This window comes from Cloacibacterium sp. Arc13 (assembly GCF_041431305.1).
In the GTDB taxonomy this organism is placed as follows: domain Bacteria; phylum Bacteroidota; class Bacteroidia; order Flavobacteriales; family Weeksellaceae; genus Cloacibacterium; species Cloacibacterium caeni_B.
On sequence record NZ_JASMRM010000013.1, the window covers coordinates 71,801 to 91,735 of the forward strand.

Here is a 19,935-nt window from a genome sequence, read left to right on the forward strand (position 1 = left end):
ATGTTAAAACAAAAAATTGGAATAAGAAATATGATATTTTTTCAAAAAATCCCGGTTGATTTTTATGAATTCCGAGTTCACTTTTTAGTAAGGGAATAATGAAAAGAGTAGTTTTGCTTCATCTTATAGAAACACAATAAAAAGGGGTAAGATTTAATAACCAAAAAAAAAACAATACTATTTAGAATAGTAAAGTTCTTCTTCAAAAAACTTCAACATGAAAATGTTGAAGTTTTTTATTTAGATGTTTTTTAAGAATGGGTTTTAATATTTTCCTTCATCATTTTAATGAAGTACGAAGGTTTTATCTCAAATTTTCTTTGGAAGTTATCAGAAAAATTCTGTGTATTTGTAAATCCTGATAATAGTGCTAATTCTTTTACATCCATGTTTAAGTATTTAGCATCATTTTTCATAAGGTCAATTATATATTCTAATCTTAAATCATTAATATAATAGTTGAAATTTTTTCCTTTGTATACATTAATGATTTTAGAAAGATAAGGTATATTGGTGTTAAATTCTTCACTTAAAAGTCTCAATGACATCTGATTATCAGTAAACTTAAGCTCTTCTTCGAATTTATCTAGTTGCTGCAAAATATTTTGAACTAAAATAGGATTAAGTCCTGGTATTTTGTTGTAAAACTCTAGTTCAGAAGAATTTTTTGGAGCAGTAATTTTTATTTTATCATTTATATTGAGCGTTTTTGGATTTAGTTTTTCTTCTTTTAATTCTACATCTACAAGTATTTCTTTTTTCTCTAAAATAGGTTTTTGTGAGATAATTTCTTCAAATTTTTCTTTGTATTTTTTTTGTAAAGAGTTATAGCGATTCCAATAGAATAGTGATGCAAGAATGGTTATTAATAATATTAAACTAATTATCGTTCTTTGATTTTTTAGAGAATTTTCAATTTTGTTTTTTTCATTAATTAATTTTTGGGTATCATATTCTTTGTTAATCTTTGTATAGAGGTACTTGTAATTTTTTTCATAATTTTTATCAAGAGACATTAAGGTGTTAATATATTTTAATTGCTTATCTCTATTACCAATGGAGTCATTATACTTAATTAAGAGTTCATATGCTGGTCTAAATTCAGGATTTAATTTTTTTGACTTGTCATATTCTTTATCTATTTCCTCAAAATATCTAACTGCTACATCTCTTTTCCCAAGTTTCCAATTTGAAAGTCCAATGTAAAAAATATCATTTAAATGTGGCCATTGGTCGTTATATGATCTAATTGCTTCTGAAAGTTTGCGAATCGCTAAACTGTAGTTTGCTTTATAAAATGCATCAGTTCCTTCTGATGAAATAAAATATGGTTTTAAATGTTCAAAATTATTTTTATAAATAAAATCGTATGCTTCCTCTAATAGAGATATATTTTCTTGATGTTTTCCAATTCTTGTATTAGAGTCTATTAAACTCATAAGAGAAAATATATAATATGTTTTGTAGTCTTCGTTTAATACTTTTTTATTAAGATTAACTTTAAAATAGTTATAACAATTTACTAATTCTTTGTTTGCATCTTCATGTAAGCCGAGGTAGATTTTATTTTGAGCAATAAAATATGTGGTTTTATTTATTATATAATTATCATTGAGTTCAAAAGAGTATTTATTTGCTATTAATATATTATCAAGCGCCTTCTGATATAAAGACTCATCCATTAGAATAACACCTTTATTAAGATATGCGTCAGTAATTAAAGTTTTATTTTCAGTTCTTTTACTTGCAATGAGAGCGCTGTCAGTATATTTAAAGTTTATTGGAACTGGATAAAATTTACTAGCATATCTGTAGGCTATATATAAGGATTCATTACTGTTTTCTTTTTTGGATTTCTTTATGTAAAATTTAACAATTTTAATTCCTTCATCTGGGTTTGAATAATATAAACTATCAATTATTTTTTCAATTTCTTCATTATTCATTCTTTCTAAATTAATATTTTGACTAAAAGTATTAACTGAAAAAAAAAGAATTGTAAAAAATAATATTTTTATATTAAAACGTTGATTCATAGCAAGTTGATTAATTTAATCAAATTATTTTTTTTGACTTCAAAAATTAATTTTACAATAATACTGTTATTTTTTCTAAAATTTATCATAATTTTTATAAAACAACAGTAATTCTTTATGAAATGACAGTTGAAAAATTTGTTTGTAGATAAACTTTCACGATACATTTGTAAAAAAATTAGTTATGAAAAAAACAGTTCTTTTTTCTATTGGAGTATTAAGTGTTTTATTTGTTTCATGTAGACAAAATGATAAGATTTTAAGTAATGAAGATGTTACAACTCTAAAGATTATTCAAAAAAATAGAAATATTAGAGATACCGCGTCTGTAAAAACTTTCAGCATAGATACTCAATCAAGTTTATCAGAATTTGATGATGTGGTTAAGCCACCAAAATAAATAAATCTAATAAAAAAGTAAAATAAAATTTTTTTTCATCGTTTGTGTTTTCTCCTTTCGCTGTTTGTTCTCAGAGCAGCGAAGGAGATTTTTAAAAGAAAATTTTAAAATACAAATTAAAGAAATATCTAAGATGAATTTTGTTATATTCATAACCATATTTTAATCTTAGAAATTTAAAATATTAATTTAAAAATTTACTGTTATGAAAAAATTTACACCAATATTGTTAGCATTGGCTTCAATCGCAGTATTATCATTTAAACAATCAAATAGTTCAGGGAAATCTGATGATGTTTTGAGTAAAAATGACATTGAGATTTTAGAAATTATACAAAATAAAAGAAAATTAAGAAATAGTAACGAAAATAAGACTACAGTAGTTTTACATACTGAAGAAGAAGCATTAAGATTTCTTAATAAGTAATATTCAGTTAAAATAAATCTAATAAAAGTAAAATAAATTTTTTTTCATCGTTTGTGTTTTCTCCTTTCGCTGCTTGTTCTCAGAGCAGCGGAGGAGATTTTTTAAAGACATCATCACAATTATTCATACATTCATATTAATTAAGTTGAGCTTAACACAGTATTTCACTAGAAATATTGTGTTTTGTTTTTGTAATTGAAAAATAATCAAAAAAATCAATTTATTTTATCAATTCCATAATTTTATTATCTTTGTAAAAATCCTTATCCAAGATATGCAAACTACTTATATCGAAACACAAACTGTTTCATTTCAAGATTTTAAGAATCAAATATTAGCAGACTATAAACTAGGTAGAATTTCTCGTGAAATGTCTTACATGGCAAGGAGAGAGGTTTTAACGGGTAAAGCTAAGTTCGGGATTGTAGGTGATGGTAAAGAATTACCACAATTAGCCATGGCAAAAGTTTTTAGAAATGGAGATTTTAGAAGTGGTTATTATAGAGACCAAACCTTCGCATTAGCAGTTGGGGCTTTATCGGTAGAGAGTTTCTTTGCACAATTGTATGCAGATACTTCTGTAGAAAGAGAACCTGCTTCTGCTGGTAGACAAATGAATGGTCACTTTGCAACGCGCAGTTTAAATGAAGATGGAACTTGGAAAGATTTAACTCAAATTAAAAATATATCATCAGATATTTCGCCAACTGCAGGACAAATGCCTAGACTTCTAGGTTTGGCTCAAGCTTCAAAGGTTTACAAATCGGTAAAATTTCACGGTTCAGAGAAATTCAGCAATAATGGAAACGAGGTTGCTTTCGGAACCATCGGTGATGCGTCTTCTGCAGAAGGCCATTTCTGGGAAACTTTGAACGCAGCTTGTGCTTTACAAGTTCCTATGATTTTATCAATTTGGGATGATGGTTACGGAATTTCGGTTCCTACTCATGACCAAAGAGCAAAAGAAGACATGGCAGAAATGCTTTCTGGTTTCCAAAGAAAAGAAGGAAAAACAGAAGGTTGCGAAATTATTCAAGTAAAAGCTTGGGATTATCCTGCACTTCTTGACGCTTATGCTAGAGCCGAACATTTTGCAAGAACAGAATCTGTTCCTGTGGTAATTCACGTGACAGAAGTTACTCAACCACAAGGTCACTCTACATCTGGTTCTCACGAAAGATATAAATCTGAAGATAGATTGAGATGGGAAGCAGATTTCGATGGCTTAGAAAAATTTAAAGAATGGATTCTTAATTATTCTATTGAATTAGAAGGTAAAGAAGAAATTTTAGCTACAGTAGAAGAACTTGAAAATATAGAAAAAGAAGCGAAAAAAATTGCAAAAGACGGACAGAAAAAAGCTTGGGAAAATTATAGAAATTCTATAGAAGTTCTTAAAAATGAATTACTTCCGTTAGTAGAGAATCTAAAATCTCAGAATAGCGAAGTAGAAGCAGAACTGCAAAAATTTGGTTCTTTGATTTCTTATGCTAAAAAGGATGTATTCAGTTTGATGAGAAAAGTTTTGCTTTTGACTAGAGCTCATCAATCTACTGAAAGACAATGGCTTGCTTCTAAATATCAACAGCTTTTAGCGCAAGAAAAAGATAATTATTCTTCACACTTGTATTCAGAATCTGAATGGAAATCAACAAATGTAAAAGAAGTAAAACCAATTTACTCAGAAAATTCTGAAATGGTAGATGGAAGAGTAGTGGTAAGAAATAATTTTGATAAAATCTTTGAAAAATATCCTGAAACTTTGGTTTTCGGTGAAGATGCAGGGAATATTGGTGATGTAAACCAAGGTTTAGAGGGACTTCAAGAAAAATACGGAAAAGTAAGAGTTGCAGATACTGGTATTAGAGAAGCTACTATTCTTGGTCAAGGAATTGGTATGGCGATGCGTGGACTTCGTCCGATTGCAGAAATTCAGTATTTAGACTATATTTTGTATTGTTTACAAGGAATTAGTGATGATTTGGCAACACTACATTACAGAACAAAAGGTGGGCAAAAAGCACCAGTTATCATCAGAACTCGTGGTCATAGATTAGAAGGAATTTGGCACTCTGGTTCGCCAATGGCGGGAATTATTAACCTAGTAAAAGGTGTTAATGTTTTGGTTCCTAGGAATTTAACTAAAGCAGCAGGTTTTTATAACACGATGCTTCAAAGTGATGAACCAGCAATTATTGTAGAAACGCTCAATGGTTATAGACTAAAAGAAAAACAACCTGATAATTTAGGTGAATTCACGGTTCCAGTTGGTAAAATAGAAGTAACTAAAGAAGGAAAAGATGTTACTCTAGTAACTTATGGTTCTACTTGGAGATTGGTAATGGAAGCTGCCGAAGAATTAGAAAAATTGGGGATTTCTGCGGAAGTTATTGATATTCAGTCTTTAATACCATTTGATGTTTCACATGAAATTGCTGAAAGCGTAAAGAAAACCAATCGTTTAGTAATTATAGACGAAGACGTAGAAGGCGGAACCTCTGCATTTATTCTACAGCAAATCGTAGAAAAGCAAAAAGCATTCAGATATTTGGATTCAGCTCCGTTAACGATTGCAGCAAAGGATCACAGACCAGCTTATGCAAGTGATGGAGATTATTTCTCAAAACCTTCTGTAGATGATATGGTAGAGAAAATATATGCAGTTTTTCATGAAGCGAACCCTTCTCAATTTCCAAAAATTTAAAAAATGAAAATTTTATTTGTAATTATAGCAGCTTTTACGCTTTCGAGTTGTGCTGTGGCAAAAATCCAAGATTGCCCAGAAGAAAAAATCATCAATAAAATGCCAAAAGTGATTGATGGAAACTCACAAACGCCTAATGAATATTATATTTACAAAGGACAAAGAAGGGAAATCAAGGAATTTGATGCCGTTTGGATTGAGAAAAATTGCCCGAATATAAAAGTACAAGAAGTTTATTAAGTTAAATAAAGAAACAACTCAAATTAGGAGTTGTTTTTTTATTTTAAAAAAACATATTTATATCATTGTAAAACCCGAATTTTCTGAAAAATTCCGTAAATTCGCAAAAATTTAATCTCGAAATGAATTACGATATTATTGTTATAGGTTCTGGACCTGGTGGTTACGTAACCGCAATTAGAGCATCACAATTAGGTTTTAAAACGGCTATCATAGAAAAAGAAAATCTAGGTGGTATTTGTTTAAACTGGGGGTGTATTCCTACCAAAGCATTACTGAAATCTGCTCAAGTTTTTAACTATATAAAACACGCCGAAGATTACGGTCTTAATAAAGTAGAGGGAAGTTTTGATTTTCCTAATGTAATTGCTAGAAGTAGAGGAGTTGCTACTAAAATGAGTGGCGGAATTTCTTTCTTGATGAAGAAGAATAAAATTGACGTTATCATGGGAACTGCCAAAGTTCAAAAAGGCAAAAAAGTTTCGGTAACAGACAAAGAAGGAAAAGTTTCTGAATATTCAGCAAATCATATTATCATTGCAACTGGAGCTCGTTCTAGAGAATTGCCAAATCTTCCACAAGATGGAGTAAAAGTAATTGGTTACAGACAAGCTCTGTCATTGCCTACTCAACCGAAATCTATGATTGTAGTAGGTTCTGGAGCAATCGGAGTAGAGTTTGCAGATTTTTATAATACAATGGGTACTAAAGTGACGATTGTAGAATTTATGCCAAATATTGTTCCTGTAGAAGACGAAGAAATTTCTAAACACTTAGAAAAATCTCTTAAAAAATCTGGAATTGATATCATGACCAATGCATCTGTAGAATCTGTAGATACTTCTGGAAACGGTGTTAAAGCCAATGTAAAAACCAAAGACGGAAACATCACATTAGAAGCAGATATTCTACTTTCGGCAGTTGGTATCGCTGCAAATATTGAAAATATTGGTTTGGAAGAAGTAGGTATTGCTACAGATAAAGGTAGAGTTTTGGTAAATGAATGGTACCAAACTTCTGTACCGGGTTATTATGCAATTGGTGATATTATTCCTACTCAAGCTTTGGCTCACGTAGCATCAGCAGAAGGAATTACTTGTGTAGAAAAAATCAAAGGAATGCACGTAGAAACAATTGACTACGGAAATATTCCAGGTTGTACTTACTGTCATCCAGAAATTGCATCTGTTGGTTTAACTGAAAAACAAGCTAAAGAAAAAGGATACGAAATTAAAGTTGGTAAATTCCCACTTTCAGCATCTGGTAAAGCTACCGCAAATGGTAATACAGATGGTTTTATCAAAGTAATTTTTGATGCAAAATACGGAGAATGGTTAGGTTGCCACATGATTGGAGATGGTGTTACAGATATGGTTGCAGAAGCGGTGGTTGCTAGAAAATTAGAAACGACTGGTCACGAAATCATCAAATCTATTCACCCGCATCCAACTGTTTCTGAAGCAATTATGGAAGCAGTAGCTGCAGCTTACGGAGAAGTGATTCACATTTAATATTTATGTAATAAATACAAAAAAAACCACAGTTTTTGCTGTGGTTTTTTTAATTTTAACAAATGAAACTAATAATAATATGAAGAAAGAAATAGGGTTGGTACTTTCAGGCGGTGGAACCAAAGGAATTGCAGAAGCTGGTGCACTAAAATTTTTAGAAGAAAAAAATATTTTTCCAGAAGTCATTGCAGGAACCAGTGCTGGTGCAATTGTTGGCGGATTGTATTCTTTTGGAAAATCTCCAGATGAGATTTTAGAATTTTTTAAATCTGTTTATTTTTTCAATTGGAAACATTTTACTTTGACTAAACCGGGATTTATCAATTCTGAAGTTTTTAGATTGTACTTGAAACCCATTATTGGAGAAATTAAAATTAAAGATTTAAAATTAGAATTGCTTATTACAGCGACTGATTTGGTTCAAGGGGTTACGCACGTTTTTGATGGAGACACTTATTTGCTTGATGCGATTATAGCTTCATGTTCGGTTCCAGGTTTGACCAGTCCGTTCCAAAAAGATGAAATGTTGTTGAGTGATGGCGGAATTTTGAATAATTTTCCTTCAAATCTCATCAGAGAGAAATGTGAAAAAATAATTGGAGTATATGTTTCGCCACTTCAAGACATTGAAGGCAAACAGCTCAATAGTATCAAAGCAGTTTCTACCAGAGCTTATGAATTGCTGAGTCATAGTGTAGAAAAGTATAAATTTAGAGATTGTGACTGGTTTATCTCTCCCAAAGAATTATCCAATTATGGAATGTTCGAGAGCAATAAAGCCAGAATGGACGAAATTTTTAAACTGGGTTACGACGAAGCCGTAAAAACTTTCCCCGAAAATTTTTAATATTTTCTAAAAAACATATTTTGAATAGACTAAAACTCCTGTAATTAAGGAAAGTAGAGTAGCTGTCACCACACTTGCTGCTGCTAAATCTTTAATTAAGCCTATTTTTTCATTGAAATTTGGTTCTATGAAATCACAAATTTTTTCAATGACTGTATTGATGATTTCTGCAATGAGAACCAAAAAACAAACGATAAAAATTAAAACAGCGTCTGTAGAATTTAATTGAAAATAAACCATTAAAAATAAATTAATAACAAGTGCTAAAACTTCTAACTGAAAGTTTCTTTCGGTTTTTAGCATCCAAAAAAGTCCTTTGAAAGCATAATAAACACTTTTGTAAAACGGAGGTCTTTTCATTACCAATTTTTATCAACCATGTAAATAAGTTGTGTCATAACCACAGCTCCCAATAATAATTCTCTGCGATTTACTTTTTCGAAAGTATCTTCTGGAGTATGATGAATGTCAAAATATCTTTGTGAATCTGTTACCAATCCAGATGCAGGAATTTTAAGTTCTCTCAATGGTTCTATGTCTACACCAGAATGGTCTCCTGCAAATTCATAAATTCCGTATGGGTTAAAAAGTTTTTCCCAAGATTTCATAGATTTGGCTTTATCAGGATGCATTCCTAAGCTAAAACTTCTCGGTGTAAAACCTCCACTGTCACTTTCTAAGGCAAAAACGTGCGGTTCTTCAGATTTTTTTACCGTTTCCATGTACGTTCTTCCACCTCTAACACCATTTTCTTCATTGGCAAAACAAACAACTCTTATAGTATGATTATTTTTGAGTTTTAAATTTTTGAAAGTTCTCAGTACTTCTATACTTTGAACAATTCCAGTACCATCATCATGAGCGCCTTCACCTACATCCCAAGAATCGAGATGTGCGCCAACTACAATTACTTTTTCGTCTGATTTTCCTTTAATTTCGCCAATGACAGATTTGGTCATCATTTGGCCATTCATTCCACAATTAGAATTGAGAACGGCTTGAACTTTTTGTTTTTTGAGTAAAATTTCTTCTAAATAATCCGCAGACTCTGCACCAATTGCAACGGCAGGAATTTTAGGAATTCCGTCTTCGTAACGAGTAGAACCAGTATGAGGAACATCGTCAAATGATGATGTGAGAGAACGAATGATTACCGCTTTTCCGCCTTTTTTTGCTACTTCAGAAGGAGTAACTCTTCTGTATTTTCCAGCATCTCCATAAGCTTGTCCTGTTACCACAAACTCTTGTTTAAAGGCATAGTTGAAAAACACAATTTTATCTTTTACAGCATAATCTGGTAATTTTTCGAAATCTTCTAAAGTTTTTACTAAAATCACTTCGCCTTCCAAATCTTTACCTTTGGTTCCTTCGGAATTGCCTAAAGAAAGCATTTTTACTTCTTTCCATTTTCCGTGATTCACTCTTAATTTTAAAGATTCATCACCACGAGTCCAAACGTTTACCATTACAGGTTGAAACCAAACTTGGTCTGCACCAGCTTCCAGCAATTTTTTCATCGCCCAGTCTGCAGATTTTTCGTAATTACTGCTTCCGGATAATCTGCTGCCAATATCTTTGGTTAATTCTCTTAAGTCTTCATAAGATTTACCATTGACCAAAATTTCGTCTGAAATTTTCTTAAATTGAAGAGAATCTTGTTTGAAATTTTGAGACCAAAAAAATCCGCCCAAAAAGAGCGGAAGTATGTAAAGTAGTTTCTTCATGTTCTGATTTCTTTTTGGAAATCTAAAAGTACTATTTTTTTGTAATAAATCAAGAAAAATTACCAATCCATGTCGTACATTAACAATGCCGTAACCAATTTTGGCTCTATGTAAGTACATTTCGGAGGCATTTGCAAATTCTGATTCGCCAGTTTTGTAATGTCATTAAAACTTACTGGAAACAATCCAAAGCCAACGGAATAATCGCCAGAATCTACTTGTTCTTTAAGTTTGATAATTCCTTCAATATTAGAATTTCCTTTTACAAAATTCATTTTGCTGTTTTCTTCTTCCTCATAATCATTAATTCCGAGAATAGGTTTGAAGATATATTTGTCTAATAAATGATGGTCTACATTGTCTAATCCTTGGTCTAAATCTCTGAGATTATGTTTTACGTGCAGTGAATAAAATTTACCACCCAAATACATAGAAATGTGGAATTTCTGAGAAGGATAGTAAGCGTTTTCACCTTTTTCGTGGATAAGGAAGTTCTCTGATAGTTTTTGTAAAAATTCTTCTTCAGAATTTCCGTTTAAATCTTTTACAACTCTGTTATAGTCATTAATTTTAATCGATTGACTAGAAACAATAAAGCTGAAAACAAAATTATAAGGTTCATTGCCATTATGTCTTTTGTTTTTTTCTTTGTGTTTTTGAGCGTATAAAGCTGCAGAAGCTATTCTGTGGTGACCATCAGCTACATAAAAAGAATCAATTTGGTCTATTACTTCTTTGAATTGCTGAAGTTTTAGACGATTGTCTATTCTCCACACTTTGTGTCTTACTCCAGTTTCGTCTGTATGATTAATGATGGGAACATTTTTTTCTTCGTGGTTCATCAGTAATTCTATTTTAGAATTAGCTTGATAGGTAAGAAGAACGGGTTCTGCTTGAAGGGAAACTTTATCTAAATAATGAGCGAGTTTTTCTTTTTTATAGGTAAGGGTAGATTCATGTTTTTTGATTTTTCCGTTCCAGAAATCTTCCACACTTGTCAATCCTAATAATCCTCTAAAAACAGATTTATTGGGTAAAATTTGTTCATACAAATAATAAGAAGAGCTATCTTGAAGAAGTTTATTGTCACCCAACATTTCTTCGTAATTGCTTCTTACTTTTCGTAGATTTCTATCAACATCTTTCGATTTGCTGCATACATATGGTTTAATCATCTGTATGTAAGAAGAGTCTTCCGTCGCTTTTTTATTGATTTCTTCCTGCGTAAAATTATCCAAAGGATGAGTTGGGAATTTATCAATATAATCAGGGTGCGGTCTAACTCCTCTAAATGGTTTAAAAACTGGCATGTTCTACGTTTAATTAATTTGAGGTTTTATATAGTTTAATTTTTTAAATTTTGCGAATATAATAAATTTTTAAATTATATAAGTTTTTGTAAGTCAATAATTTGTTGTGCTAATTCTGTTCCTATTCTTTCTTGGGCTTCTAAAGTGCTTCCACCAACATGCGGAGAAAGCGAAAGCGAAGGATTCATCAGAATCTGAATTTCTGGTTTTGGTTCGGTTTCGAAAACATCTAGAGCAGCTCCTGCAACTTTTTTATTTTCTATATAATCTATGAGTGTTACTTCATTGATTACACCACCTTTTGCTGTATTTACAATGAAAACGCCATCTTTCATCATTTCAAATTCTGGCGTGTCTATTATATATTCAGTAGTTTCCAAAGTATTAATGCTGATGAAATCTGCCTCTTTTAGAAACGCTTCCATATCATTGGTAGAAGTGAATTCAAAATCAATAGTTCTTCCGTCAAAAAATTCTAAAGAAACGTTATCTGTTTTAGGTTTTCTGGTGTAGAAAATAATTTTCATTCCAAGACCAATTCCTATTTTGGCAACTTCTTTTCCGATATTTCCAAAACCAATAATTCCTAGCGTTTTGCCTGAAAGTTCTGTTGCTTTTTCGTAAGATTTTTTGAGAAACGCAAATTTAGAATCACCTTCTAAAGGCATATTTCTATTAGAATCGTGCAAAAATCTAATCAAAGTCAGAAAATGCGCAAAAACCAATTCTGCAACGGATTTAGCAAAAGCGTTTGGAGTATTAATGACATGAATTCCTTTAGATTTGGCATACTCTACATCTATATTATCCATTGATTCGCCACCTTTTCCTATGATTTTCAAACTCGGACAAGCGTCTATAAGTTCTTTGGTTACTTGTGTAGCGTTTTTAACCAATAAAACTTCAACTTGATTTTCATTGATAAAAGGAATGAGGTGTTCCTGAGAAACTCTATTGTCAAGAAGATTTAATCCAGCTTCTTTCAAAACTTTTTCTCCAGAATTTGAAATACCGTCGTTTGCTAAAATTTTCATATTTTTCTTTAGGTTTTAAATAGATTTCATAACATCTACCAAAACCTGTACGCTTTCTATTGGTAATGCATTGTAAAGACTTGCTCTGTAACCACCTAAACTTCTGTGTCCATTTAATCCGTTGATTCCAGCAGCTTTCCAAGCGTTATCAAAAGCTTCTTTTTTAGATTCGTCTGTAATTTTGAATGAAACATTCATTAAACTTCTATGTTCTGGAACGCAGAAACATTCGAATAACGGATTTCTGTCTATTTCATCGTAAAGAAGTTTCGCTTTAGCAATATTTCTTTCTTCGGCAGCAGCTATTCCGCCATTATTTTCTAACCATTGTAGGGTAAGTAGTGAAGCGTAAACTGCAAAAACTGGCGGCGTATTAAACATAGATTCTTTCGCTACATGTTGAGCGTAGTCTAAGTAAGATGGAATAATTCTGCCTGATTTTCCTAGAATTTCTTTTTTTACCACCACTAGAGTCGTTCCAGCTGGTCCCATATTTTTTTGAGCACCTGCATAGATTAGGTCAAATTTAGAATAATCTATCACTCTAGAGAAAATATCAGAGCTCATGTCAGAAACCATTAACGTATTTACTTTTGGAAAATCTTTGATTTGAGTTCCATAGATGGTATTGTTAGAAGTGCAGTGGAAATAATCATATTCTGCACCTACTTCTTCAATTTTTGGAATGAAAGAGTAATTTTCTTCCTTAGAAGAACCGATTACATCTACTGTTCCTAATTTTTTTGCTTCTTTAATTGCATTGGCAGCCCAGTTTCCAGAATCTAAATAGGCAGCTTTTCCGTTTTCTTTCATCAAGTTAAAAGGAACCATCGCAAATTGTAAACTTGCGCCACCACCTAGAAATAATACATCATAGTCATCATTAAGATTCATTAATCTTTTTACGATGGATCTGGCTTCGTCCATTACTGCGATAAAGTCTTTGCTACGGTGAGAAATTTCTAAGATAGAAAGTCCCATTCCGTTAAAGTCTAAAATCGCTTCTGCTGATTTTTGGAAAACTTCCTGAGGGAGAATGCAAGGTCCTGCACTGAAATTATGTTTTTTCATATTTTTATTGAGAATGATTGTAAATTTATTGAAACAAAAAATCCCGCTCATGCAGAATGAAGCGGGATTTTTTTAATTTTTATTCGCCGTGTAAAAATGCTTTTTTACCTAAAAGTTCTGCGTCTGTTTCTACATGGTTGTCATCTGGAACACAACAGTCTACCGGACAAACCGCCGCGCATTGTGGTTCTTCGTGGAAACCTTTACATTCGGTACACTTATCTGGAACAATGTAGTAAACATCATCACTTACAGGTCTTTGAGGTGCATTAGCATCCATTGTTAAACCTGATTTCAAAGTTACGGTTCCTTTTAGACTGGTTCCGTCTGAAGCTTTCCAATCTACAGCTCCTTCATAAATCGCGTTATTAGGGCATTCTGGTTCGCAAGCTCCACAATTAATACATTCGTCTGTTATTATAATAGCCATTGCTAGGTATTTTTTTTAAATTTGCACAAAATTAGTAAATTTCAGTTGATTTGGAAAAGTTTTGCATGGTAAAACTTATCTTTTTTGAGGTAATTTTTAATAATAAGTGCAAAAATAATAGGATTAAATAAATAAAATGAAACAAGATCTCAAAATACAGGGTTTAAGTAAATTAGGACATTATCTTCAACAATTTTTACAAAAATCAGAAATTGATTATACTCATGATGAGGAAGAACTAGCTGCATTAATGAGACGAAGCGAGGTAGAAAACCCTTGGTTTACACAAGAAAACATAAGGTTTTGTTTTAAAAATTGGGCAGATGTTTTAACCGAAGAAAATATAAAAAATTGGCTCGCAGAATATCAGGTTTCTCAACAATCTAAAAAAATAGGATTGATTTTGGCGGGAAATATTCCTTTGGTAGGCTTTCATGATGTGATGTGTGTGATTCTGAGCAATCATATTCCGCTGATTAAGCTTTCTTCTAAAGACAGACTTCTTTTGCCTTTCTTTTTGAAAAAATGGGGTAAATTTTCTGAGTGGAATTTAGAATTTCAAATCGTAGAAAGATTGACAGAATATGATGCGGTAATTGCTACAGGAAGTAATAATACAGCGAGATATTTAGAATATTATTTTAAAGATACTTTGTCTATTATTAGAAAAAACAGAACTTCTGTGGCGGTAATTAAAGGAGATGAAACTGATGAAGAATTGCAACTATTGGCAGAAGATATTTTCAGATATTTTGGTTTAGGTTGTAGAAATGTAACGAGACTACTTATGCCGAAAGATTATGAATTAAGCAGGCTTTTTGAAAACTTTTTAGGTTTTAAAGACGTGATTAATCATCACAAGTATGCTAACAACTATGATTATAACAAAGCGGTTTATCTCTTGAATCAAGAAAATTTTTGGGATAATAATTTTGTAATGCTCAAAGAAGATAGCGCACTATTTTCGCCACTTTCTGTGCTTAATTTCAGCAGATACGAAAGTGTAGAAGAAGTTCACGCTTTTCTCGTGGAAAATGAATCAAATATTCAGTGTGTGGTAGCAAAACCAGAATTGGGGATAGAAAATTCTGTAAACTTTGGAGAAGCGCAAAATCCTAGTCTCAATACTTATGCAGATAATATTGATACGATGGCTTTTTTAAGTGTGGTATAAATGTTAATATTGTATATATTGATAAAAACTAAAAATCCAGATTATTTAAAATCTGGATTTTTTTTCGTTTAATTCTGTTTTGAAAATCATCACGCTTTCCCCGAATTTTTGTGCGATTATTTCTGAAAGATTATAGAGTTCAGTTTCTGTGAATTCTTGTCTTTTTTCATCACTTTCGAAGATGAGAAGGAGGTTAGTGTTCTTGCCTTCGGTAAGCATTTCGGTATTTACTTCAGAAAGAATGTATTTTTCTACGTCTATAAAGTTTTCAACTAAAGTTATCAATTCATTCTCTAAATGCTGTTCCCAATTCTGCAATTGGCTTTCTACGGTATGGAATGTTATGCTTAAAATGCTCATTTTTCTTATTTTTGGAAATTATTTTGCAAAAATACTCAAAAATGACAAAAGGAATTCTCACCGTTCTACTTTTATTGGTTTCTAACATATTCATGACATTTGCGTGGTATGGTCATCTCAAATTTCAAGAATGGGGTTGGATGAAAAAATCTGTACTTTGGTCAGTTATTCTCATCAGTTGGGGATTTGCCTTGTTTGAGTACATCTTTCAAGTTCCTGCAAATAGAATTGGTTTTAGAGAAAATGGTGGTCCTTTTACCTTGTTTCAGTTGAAAATTATACAAGAAGTGGTTACATTGGTTGTTTTTACCGTATTTGCAGTTTTTTTCTTTAAAAATGAATCGTTTAAATGGAATCATTTAGCGGCTTTTATCTGTTTAGTTTTGGCGGTTTATTTTGTTTTCAAAAAATGATAAATATTAGCTTATTTGTGGATAACAAATTGTGAATTTTCGTCAATTTTTTCGTCATTTTTTCGTATATTCGTGCGTTATTTAAAATTGAAAAATTTAGAAATCAGTTTATTTTGTTATAAGTCTGATTTTCAAATAATTAAAAAATAAAGTATGCATAAAGAAGGAGAAAGACTAATTCCTATCAACATCGTTGATGAAATGAAATCCTCTTACATTGATTACTCAATGTCGGTAATTGTTTCCAGAGCGTTACCAGATGTAAGAGACGGCTTAAAACCTGTTCACAGAAGAGTTTTATACGGGATGTATGGTTTGGGCGTTTTTTCGAACAGAAAATATTTAAAATCTGCAAGAATTGTAGGGGATGTTTTAGGTAAATATCACCCTCATGGAGACTATTCGGTTTATGATGCGATGGTGAGAATGGCGCAACCATGGAGTTTGCGCTATCCGCAAGTAGATGGTCAAGGTAACTTCGGTTCTATGGACGGAGATCCACCAGCTGCAATGCGTTACACCGAAGCGAGATTAAAGAAAATTTCAGATGAAATTCTTTCTGATTTAGATAAAGAAACGGTAGATTTTCAAAATAACTTTGATGATTCATTAACTGAACCAAAAGTTCTTCCTACCAAAATTCCTAATCTTTTAGTAAACGGAACTTCGGGGATTGCTGTAGGTATGGCTACCAACATGGCGCCTCACAACTTATCTGAAGCTGTAGATGCTATCTGTGCTTATATTGACAATAGAGAAATCACCATAGATGAATTGATGAAGCATATTATTGCTCCAGATTTCCCAACAGGTGGTATTATTTATGGTTATGAAGGGGTAAGAGATGCTTTCCATACAGGAAGAGGAAGAATTGTTCTTCGTGCTAAAGTAAGTTTTGAGGAAATAGGCAATAGAAATGCCATCATCGTTACCGAAATTCCTTACCAAGTGAATAAAGCTGAGATGATTGCCAGAACTGCAGAATTGGTAAAAGATGAAAAAATTCCTGGAATTTATGAAATCAGAGATGAGTCAGACAGAAACGGTCTTAGAGTAGTTTATGAATTAAAGAATGACGCGATTCCAAATGTTGTTCTTAACTTATTGTATAAATATACTGCTTTACAGACTTCTTTCTCTGTAAATAATATCGCTCTAGTTCATGGTAGACCAGAACAATTAAATCTTAAAGATATTATTCATCATTTCGTAGACCACCGTCACGAAGTGATTGTGAGAAGAACAGAATATGAGCTGAAAAAAGCGAAAGAAAGAGCGCATATTTTAGAAGGTTTTATGAAAGTAATTGGTTCGCAAGAATCTCTTGATAAAGCCATTGCCATTATTCGTCATTCTGCAAATCCACAAGAAGCGAAAGAAGGATTAATTGCAGAATTTGAACTTTCAGAAATTCAAGCTCAAGCGATTCTAGATTTACGTCTTGCTCGTTTAACAGGAATGGAGCTTGACAAAATTAGAGCTGAATATGAAGAAATTATGGATTTAATTAAAGATTTAGAAGATATTCTTTCTAACGAACCAAGAAGATACCAAATCATCAAAGATGAATTGCTAGAAATTAAAGAAAAATACGGTGACGAAAGACGTTCAGAAATAGATTACTCAGGTGGAGAAATGTCTATCGAAGACTTAATTCCAGACGAAAAAGTAGTTCTTACAATTTCTCACGCTGGTTACATTAAGAGAACACCACTTTCTGAATACAAAGTTCAAAGTAGAGGTGGAGTTGGTAACAAAGCTGCTACCACTAGAGATGCAGATTTCTTAGAATACATTGTTTCGGCAACGAATCACCAATACATGATGTTCTTCACCGAAAAAGGAAAATGTTTCTGGTTAAGAGTTTTCGAAATTCCTGAAGGTTCTAAAACAGCGAAAGGAAGAGCAGTTCAGAATTTAATTAACATAGAACCCGATGATAAAATCAGAGCATACATCAGAACCAATGATCTAAAAGATGTAGATTATGTAAATTCTATGTATGTAGTAATGGTAACTAAAAATGGTATTATCAAGAAAACTTCTCTTGAGCAATATTCTAGGCCTAGAGTAAATGGTATTAACGCTATTGAAATTAGAGAAGATGACCAATTATTAGAAGCTAAATTAACTACAGGAACTTCTGAAATCATGATTGCGACTAAAGGTGGTAAATGTATTAGATTCCCAGAAGAAAAAGTAAGAGCAGTTGGTAGAAGTTCTATTGGAGTTCGTGGTGTAGATTTATCTGACGGAGATGAGGTAATTGGCATGATTGTGGTAAATGATATTCAAAATGAAACGGTATTGGTCGTTTCGGAGAAAGGATATGGTAAACGTACCGCAGTAGAAGATTATAGAATTACCAATAGAGGTGGAAAAGGAGTAATCACCCTTAATATTACTGAAAAAACAGGAAATCTTATTGCGATTCAGTCGGTTACAGATGAAGATGGTTTGATGATTATCAATAAATCTGGAGTTGCCATCAGAATGGGAATGGATGACCTAAGAGTAATGGGTAGAAATACTCAAGGAGTAAGAATGATTAATTTGAAAAATAATGACGAGATTGCTGCTGTAGCAAAAGTAATGATGGACAAAGAAGTAGAAGAAGAGACTGAAGAGACAGTAGAGAATAACGACGAAGAAACTCAGAATCAAGTTCCTCTTGAATCTCAAGAAGATACATTAAATAAGAACGAAGAAGAATAGTATTATATTGAGGACAAGCCATAAACTTGTCCTTTTTTTAAAAATTTAATTTTTACATTATGAAAAAAATAATTTTAAGTGCAGCAGTTATTGCCTTTGGTTTTTCATTTGGACAAAAAAAAGAAATTTCAGCTGCTTTCAAAGCAATCGAAGCAAATGATACTGCTACAGCAAATACACAGATTGGTGCTGCAGATGCAATTTTAGGTGGTAAAACTTACCTGTTAGAGCCTACCATTTTAGAGCAATATTATTATGCTAAAGGTCTTGGCCTTTTAAATTCAGGAAAAATTTCGGAAGGAGCTTCTGTTTTAGCTCATATTTCTGCATTAGGCAAAACTAAAATTTATGTAGGTAAAAATGCAGAAAAACAAAAAGTGTATTATGTAGGAAAAGAAGCAGCAGATGCTTCTGGAGTGGCTAATCTTAAGGAAGAAACTTACGCACCTACACTTGCAGGAAATCTTGGAGCAAAGATTAATCCACTTTTGACTAAAGCTAATGAAGAAGCTATGGCTGCTTATAACGCAAAAAACCATGAAGTAGCAGGTCAAAAATTCTTAGAAGTAAATAATTTATTAGCAGCAGCAGGTAGTGAAGATAAACTATATAAATATTATGCAGGTGTATCTTATGCTCAAGGTCAAAAAAATGTAGAAGCTGCTAAGGTTTATAATGAGTTAATTAATGAAGGTTATACTGGTGTAAAAACGGAATATAAAGCAAAAAATAAAAAAACAGGTGCAATTGAAAACCTAGATAAAAACACTTTTGAGCTTTACAAAAAAATGGGTGCAACAGGAGATTATACTGATTTTAAAACAGAAAACACTCCAAGTATTGAACAAGAATTATTTGAAACAGCTGTAGCTTTAGAAATAGAAAACCAAAACTATGACTCAGCTTTAGCATTGATTGAAAAAGGTTTGGTGAAATTTCCAAAAAGTAGTAAATTAACAGAACAGCAAGGTACTGTTTATTATAAATCTGGTAAAATGGATCAGTTCATGGCTAATCTAAAAGATCAAGTTACTAAAAATCGTAACGATAAAGTTTCTTGGTATAATTTAGGAGTTTTAGCAAGTAAAGATCCAAGTAAATTAGCTGAAGCAGAAGGATATTTCAAAAAATCTTTAGAAATTGACCCTAACTATGTAGAAGCTCTACAAGGTATGGTATTCAATATCTATGTAAATGGAGATGATAAAGCAATAGAAGCAATTGATGCAGCTAGAAAAGCAAAAAAAATGGATGTATTCAATAAATTATTAGGTGAAAGAAGAGCTAAATTAAGCAAGGCTATTCCTTATGCAGAGAAAATTTATTCTCTTAACCCTAAAGATGTAGAAATTGTATCTTTATTAAAAGGTTTATATCAAACTTCACATAATGATGCTAAATTCCAAGAAATGAAAGCAGTAGAAGCTGCTCTAAAAGCTGGAAAATAATTGATATTTCAATATGAGTTGTCCTAAAAAAGGTTGACTCGTTAATAATTCAAATATAGTTAAATCGTAGCAGAATTAATTCTGTTACGAT

The 19,935-nt window shown here is 31.9% G+C and carries 18 protein-coding genes; 10 read left to right on the top strand and 8 right to left on the bottom strand.

Annotation, left to right across the window (positions count from 1 at the left end):
- Positions 1-251 precede the first annotated feature (251 nt).
- Positions 252-1,946 (bottom strand): helix-turn-helix domain-containing protein, encoded by a 1,695-nt coding sequence (locus QO190_RS10190; RefSeq protein WP_371481318.1) that lies wholly within the window; start codon positions 1,944-1,946, stop codon positions 252-254.
- A gap of 274 nt (positions 1,947-2,220) precedes the next feature.
- Between QO190_RS10190 and QO190_RS10195 the strand changes: the two genes are divergently transcribed.
- The 6 genes from QO190_RS10195 to QO190_RS10220 all read left to right on the top strand — a co-directional run bounded on the left by QO190_RS10195 (position 2,221) and on the right by QO190_RS10220 (position 8,165).
- Positions 2,221-2,436 carry a hypothetical protein gene (locus tag QO190_RS10195; RefSeq protein WP_371481320.1) on the top strand — a complete coding sequence of 72 codons (216 nt, stop codon included), beginning with the start codon at positions 2,221-2,223 and terminating at the stop codon, positions 2,434-2,436.
- 205 nt (positions 2,437-2,641) lie between these two features.
- Entirely contained in the window at positions 2,642-2,863 is a 222-nt protein-coding gene (locus tag QO190_RS10200; RefSeq protein WP_371463762.1) for a hypothetical protein, read from the top strand.
- A 274-nt stretch (positions 2,864-3,137) separates the two neighbouring features.
- Positions 3,138-5,567: a thiamine pyrophosphate-dependent enzyme gene (locus QO190_RS10205; protein ID WP_371463763.1), complete on the top strand. Its 2,430-nt coding sequence runs from the start codon at positions 3,138-3,140 to the stop codon at positions 5,565-5,567.
- 3 nt (positions 5,568-5,570) lie between these two features.
- The gene (locus tag QO190_RS10210; RefSeq protein ID WP_371463764.1) at positions 5,571-5,807 is read left to right on the top strand and encodes a hypothetical protein; all 237 of its coding nucleotides are present in this window, start codon (positions 5,571-5,573) and stop codon (positions 5,805-5,807) included.
- A 122-nt stretch (positions 5,808-5,929) separates the two neighbouring features.
- Positions 5,930-7,318, top strand: coding sequence for a dihydrolipoyl dehydrogenase (gene lpdA / locus QO190_RS10215; RefSeq protein WP_069799305.1), 1,389 nt, complete (start codon positions 5,930-5,932; stop codon positions 7,316-7,318).
- Between the two features lie 79 nt (positions 7,319-7,397).
- Positions 7,398-8,165 carry a patatin-like phospholipase family protein gene (locus tag QO190_RS10220; protein WP_371463765.1) on the top strand — a complete coding sequence of 256 codons (768 nt, stop codon included), beginning with the start codon at positions 7,398-7,400 and terminating at the stop codon, positions 8,163-8,165.
- Positions 8,166-8,171: 6 nt separating this feature from the next.
- Here QO190_RS10220 and QO190_RS10225 read toward each other — a convergent pair whose 3' ends face one another.
- The 6 genes from QO190_RS10225 to QO190_RS10250 form a co-directional block, all read right to left on the bottom strand.
- Positions 8,172-8,525: a diacylglycerol kinase family protein gene (locus tag QO190_RS10225; protein WP_371463767.1), complete on the bottom strand. Its 354-nt coding sequence runs from the start codon at positions 8,523-8,525 to the stop codon at positions 8,172-8,174.
- Complete coding sequence (locus tag QO190_RS10230; RefSeq protein ID WP_371463769.1) at positions 8,525-9,889, bottom strand: M20/M25/M40 family metallo-hydrolase; 1,365 nt, start codon at positions 9,887-9,889, stop codon at positions 8,525-8,527. Before QO190_RS10230 ends, QO190_RS10225 begins: the two co-directional genes overlap by 1 nt.
- 59 nt (positions 9,890-9,948) lie before the next feature.
- Positions 9,949-11,199 carry a DUF1015 domain-containing protein gene (locus tag QO190_RS10235; RefSeq protein ID WP_371463771.1) on the bottom strand — a complete coding sequence of 417 codons (1,251 nt, stop codon included), beginning with the start codon at positions 11,197-11,199 and terminating at the stop codon, positions 9,949-9,951.
- A gap of 74 nt (positions 11,200-11,273) precedes the next feature.
- Positions 11,274-12,233, bottom strand: coding sequence for a D-2-hydroxyacid dehydrogenase (locus QO190_RS10240; RefSeq protein WP_371463773.1), 960 nt, complete (start codon positions 12,231-12,233; stop codon positions 11,274-11,276).
- A gap of 15 nt (positions 12,234-12,248) precedes the next feature.
- A complete protein-coding gene (gene serC / locus QO190_RS10245; RefSeq protein ID WP_371463775.1) occupies positions 12,249-13,304 on the bottom strand; it encodes a 3-phosphoserine/phosphohydroxythreonine transaminase in 1,056 nt (351 codons plus the stop codon).
- Between the two features lie 79 nt (positions 13,305-13,383).
- Positions 13,384-13,734 (bottom strand): 4Fe-4S dicluster domain-containing protein, encoded by a 351-nt coding sequence (locus tag QO190_RS10250; protein ID WP_069799317.1) that lies wholly within the window; start codon positions 13,732-13,734, stop codon positions 13,384-13,386.
- Positions 13,735-13,870: 136 nt separating this feature from the next.
- Here QO190_RS10250 and QO190_RS10255 point away from each other — a divergent pair, with 136 nt between their 5' ends.
- The gene (locus QO190_RS10255; RefSeq protein WP_371463777.1) at positions 13,871-14,908 is read left to right on the top strand and encodes an acyl-CoA reductase; all 1,038 of its coding nucleotides are present in this window, start codon (positions 13,871-13,873) and stop codon (positions 14,906-14,908) included.
- Between the two features lie 45 nt (positions 14,909-14,953).
- Here QO190_RS10255 and QO190_RS10260 read toward each other — a convergent pair whose 3' ends face one another.
- Complete coding sequence (locus tag QO190_RS10260) at positions 14,954-15,268, bottom strand: DUF4286 family protein (protein ID WP_371463779.1); 315 nt, start codon at positions 15,266-15,268, stop codon at positions 14,954-14,956.
- Positions 15,269-15,309: 41 nt separating this feature from the next.
- Between QO190_RS10260 and QO190_RS10265 the strand changes: the two genes are divergently transcribed.
- The 3 genes from QO190_RS10265 (at position 15,310) to QO190_RS10275 (ending at position 19,844) form a co-directional block, all read left to right on the top strand.
- Positions 15,310-15,681 carry a DMT family protein gene (locus QO190_RS10265; RefSeq protein WP_371463781.1) on the top strand — a complete coding sequence of 124 codons (372 nt, stop codon included), beginning with the start codon at positions 15,310-15,312 and terminating at the stop codon, positions 15,679-15,681.
- Positions 15,682-15,834: 153 nt separating this feature from the next.
- Positions 15,835-18,396, top strand: a complete 2,562-nt coding sequence (gene gyrA / locus QO190_RS10270) for a DNA gyrase subunit A (protein ID WP_371463828.1) — start codon at positions 15,835-15,837, stop codon at positions 18,394-18,396.
- 59 nt (positions 18,397-18,455) lie between these two features.
- Positions 18,456-19,844 carry a tetratricopeptide repeat protein gene (locus QO190_RS10275; RefSeq protein ID WP_371463826.1) on the top strand — a complete coding sequence of 463 codons (1,389 nt, stop codon included), beginning with the start codon at positions 18,456-18,458 and terminating at the stop codon, positions 19,842-19,844.
- Positions 19,845-19,935 lie beyond the last annotated feature (91 nt).

Coding starts and splice junctions, on each gene's coding strand:
- QO190_RS10190 (WP_371481318.1), bottom strand. CDS start 1,946: ATGAATAATGAAGAAATTGAAAAAATAATTGATAGTTTATATTATTCA.
- QO190_RS10195 (WP_371481320.1), top strand. CDS start 2,221: ATGAAAAAAACAGTTCTTTTTTCTATTGGAGTATTAAGTGTTTTATTT.
- QO190_RS10200 (WP_371463762.1), top strand. CDS start 2,642: ATGAAAAAATTTACACCAATATTGTTAGCATTGGCTTCAATCGCAGTA.
- QO190_RS10205 (WP_371463763.1), top strand. CDS start 3,138: ATGCAAACTACTTATATCGAAACACAAACTGTTTCATTTCAAGATTTT.
- QO190_RS10210 (WP_371463764.1), top strand. CDS start 5,571: ATGAAAATTTTATTTGTAATTATAGCAGCTTTTACGCTTTCGAGTTGT.
- lpdA (WP_069799305.1), top strand. CDS start 5,930: ATGAATTACGATATTATTGTTATAGGTTCTGGACCTGGTGGTTACGTA.
- QO190_RS10220 (WP_371463765.1), top strand. CDS start 7,398: ATGAAGAAAGAAATAGGGTTGGTACTTTCAGGCGGTGGAACCAAAGGA.
- QO190_RS10225 (WP_371463767.1), bottom strand. CDS start 8,525: ATGAAAAGACCTCCGTTTTACAAAAGTGTTTATTATGCTTTCAAAGGA.
- QO190_RS10230 (WP_371463769.1), bottom strand. CDS start 9,889: ATGAAGAAACTACTTTACATACTTCCGCTCTTTTTGGGCGGATTTTTT.
- QO190_RS10235 (WP_371463771.1), bottom strand. CDS start 11,199: ATGCCAGTTTTTAAACCATTTAGAGGAGTTAGACCGCACCCTGATTAT.
- QO190_RS10240 (WP_371463773.1), bottom strand. CDS start 12,233: ATGAAAATTTTAGCAAACGACGGTATTTCAAATTCTGGAGAAAAAGTT.
- serC (WP_371463775.1), bottom strand. CDS start 13,304: ATGAAAAAACATAATTTCAGTGCAGGACCTTGCATTCTCCCTCAGGAA.
- QO190_RS10250 (WP_069799317.1), bottom strand. CDS start 13,734: ATGGCTATTATAATAACAGACGAATGTATTAATTGTGGAGCTTGCGAA.
- QO190_RS10255 (WP_371463777.1), top strand. CDS start 13,871: ATGAAACAAGATCTCAAAATACAGGGTTTAAGTAAATTAGGACATTAT.
- QO190_RS10260 (WP_371463779.1), bottom strand. CDS start 15,268: ATGAGCATTTTAAGCATAACATTCCATACCGTAGAAAGCCAATTGCAG.
- QO190_RS10265 (WP_371463781.1), top strand. CDS start 15,310: ATGACAAAAGGAATTCTCACCGTTCTACTTTTATTGGTTTCTAACATA.
- gyrA (WP_371463828.1), top strand. CDS start 15,835: ATGCATAAAGAAGGAGAAAGACTAATTCCTATCAACATCGTTGATGAA.
- QO190_RS10275 (WP_371463826.1), top strand. CDS start 18,456: ATGAAAAAAATAATTTTAAGTGCAGCAGTTATTGCCTTTGGTTTTTCA.